The organism is Candidatus Desulfolinea nitratireducens (assembly GCF_982879505.1).
Genome location: NZ_CEYOSI010000319.1, coordinates 1 through 2,852, shown reverse-complemented (window position 1 = coordinate 2,852; position 2,852 = coordinate 1). Strand labels below are relative to the sequence as shown.

General features: G+C 50.9%; 2 protein-coding genes. Both read right to left on the bottom strand.

Annotation, left to right across the window (positions count from 1 at the left end; translation table 11 throughout):
- Window positions 1-780 (bottom strand): CPBP family intramembrane glutamic endopeptidase (locus tag AC3DOM_RS17200; protein ID WP_487920265.1); only part of this gene is annotated, 780 nt, incomplete at its 3' end.
- Between the two features lie 149 nt (window positions 781-929).
- A partial coding sequence (locus AC3DOM_RS17195) for a winged helix-turn-helix domain-containing protein (RefSeq protein ID WP_487920264.1) occupies window positions 930-2,852 on the bottom strand: 1,923 nt, incomplete at its 5' end.

Below are 2,852 nucleotides of genomic sequence, written 5' to 3'. Positions count from 1 at the left end.
AACCTCGGTAACGCCGGTTCCTTTTTTGAACATCGTACGGCGATTTAGAAAAACGATGACTACTGCCGCGATCCCGAAAAGGAGGTTGTCCCAGGGTTGTGTATCGGGAAAGATGGGATTCATCACCTGAAAGTGATAGAGGTAAGCAATCAGCAGGCTACCACGGGCACTATTGAACATGGGAGTGATAATGATGGAGAGAGCGATGACGCCACCAAAGAATGGCACGACGGCCCAAGAGCCATATTGAACCCCGCCTCCAAACAGAAACGCAGGGAGGTGCCAGGTCGCCCATATGATACCCACGACTAAGCCAGCCCAAAAGGGAGCCATCTTTTGCTGCAGTAGAGGTTGGGCGACCCCCCGCCAGCCGAACTCCTCGATCGTACCCAGGAGGAAAAAGCCCTGCACCAGTGCTGGAAATACCTGATACCAGGGGGAAAAGGGGAACGGATCGCTGATGGTACCGTTCAATGCGGCGGCAAGGTAAGCGATGGCAGGAATGCCTAATATGAGGAATAGCCACCACACCCGGGGCATGCGCCATAAGGTCAATCGCCGGAAGAAGCTACCCAGCCCTTTTAGTCCGTAATGCCGCCAGACCAGGAATATGCCAGCAAGGCCAGGCGAATATGCCATGAGGATATATAAGGGGTTGCTACTGGTAATTTCACCGAAGATTGCGACCATCTGGTCGGTGAAAAAGATCAGCAGGGCGGCGATTCCCCAGCTCAATCCAAAAGTAAGGGCTAGGAACGGAACGAGCGTTTTTGTTTTCATGATATTGTCTCCTATTGATTATTTTTGACGACGATTACAGTTTATAGTTTTATGCGGCTTTTGTCCCCTATCGGAAGATAGGTTGTGAGGGTAGGTTAAATAAAAAAAAGAGCCGTTTTCACGGCTCAGATTTGTTGAGAGAAGATGGCTTAGAAGCCCAATTCCCTGGCCCGGGCAATCGCCTTTGAACGATTACTGACCCCCAGTTTCTGCAGGATATTGTGAACATGCCATTTGGCAGTCCCCACGCTGATGACCAATTCGTCGGCAATTCCCTGGTTGGAATTTCCCGCAACGATCAAGCCCAATACCCGTAGTTCTTGCTCGCTGAGAGGGTCAGGCAACTGGTCTAGGGGCGATTTTCCAGATTCAGCCTGGAGACTACCCAGGATGGTATCCACAAGTTCAGGGGCGGCCTGACGCGCTTTTGGCAGCAAATCGAGAAGCGCTTCCCCTTCGTCTAAAAAGATGCGGATAAAACCTTCGGGGGCAGCCAATCCCAGCGCCTGGGACAGCCAGTCTACGGCGGTTGGGATGTCTTTTTCAGCGCGATGGAACAACGCCATCAACATCATGGACTCGATAACGGTTCGTACGCGACCTTGGGCTTGCTCCCGTTTAAGGAGAGCATCCAGAATGGACGGTATAGTTTCGCGACCGCCCGTCTTCAGCAGGATGCGCACGAGCGTCAGTTCTGCAAATTCGTGTGGTTGCTCCCCGCGAACAGCCTGGTATTCCAGCGCCCATTGCGTTGCTGCCCCTTCTTGGCCGGTTAAGTGTTGCAGGTTTGCAATATGGGCCGCCACGATCATAGACATGCGCTCCACCCCGAAGCCTTGTATGATCGTGTTCACTTCCTGAGCAGCCTCAAAGGCATCCGATACGCGCCCCTGATAGATATGCAAACGAGCAAGATACGATAGACCAAAAATCACGTCATCTATCAAACCGCCACGGCGGGATAAGGCAATCCCATTTTGCAGGAATTCCTCGGCGGCAGCGAGATCGTTGCGTTCGAGAGCAATACTGCCAAGAATAGACTCCGCCAAACCCAGCGGAGGTAATCTTTTGCCTTCTGCAATCTGCATAGCTTGTTGGCAGGCTTGCTCCGCGTGATATAACAATCCCTGAGCGACCTGCACTTGCGCTACAGCGCAAAGCGAATGAATGACAAGATAAATCTCGTCTACAAATTGCGCTTCTTCGCTTGATTTCAAATAGTTCTGGATAGCAAGTTCGGTTTGCCCCGAGATTTCATACGCCACCCCCAGGCTGAAAAATCCACGCGCCTGTAGCAAATGCCTCTCTCGAGGCAGGCGTTCCTGCGCAAACATGATCTTCTCTATGGCTTGCTGCGTATCTCCACGCACGGAGGCAATTGCACCACGGTACAGCGATGCCTGCGCCAACATTTGCTCTTTTTCAGAAGACGCAGGTAAAGCGTCGAGCGTTTGCTCGACTTGAGCAATTTGCTTTTCGGCAGCGTCAAAACGCCCTAATAAATAAAGAATATGCGCTGCGTTCAAACCTAATTCAGGGCGGCTATGAAAGGCTTGCGGTGGGAGAGTTTCCAGCCAGGATAAATATAAGGCGAGATTGCCACCCGACCAAATCGTATCTTCCCGAAATACCCGATCAATCAGATCCGCCAAGAAATCAAGATCGCCACTTTCGATGGCATATTGCACCGCTTCAGAGAGAAAGTCATTCTCTTCGTGCCAAAGCGCAGCCTTTTTATATAGTGTTTTTGTTTCAGTTTTAGAGAGTTCTGTTCGCAAGAAATCGGCAAAAAGATGATGATAGCGATACCAGACGCGCTCATCATCCAACGGGATCAGGAAGAGATTCGCCTGTTCAAGTTCTGAAAATAAACTCTGACTGTCAGGGAATCCGGTGAGTGCTTCGCAGGATTCAGCGTTGAAACGTGCCAGGATGGAAGTCTGAATAATGAATTTGCGAATATCATCCCTTTGCTGGCGAATGACTTCTTCCGCCAAATAATCCAAGACATAGCGGTGGCTGCCGCGGAATGTTTCTACAAAACTTTGTGGGTCTGGCAGGTTTTTGAGTGC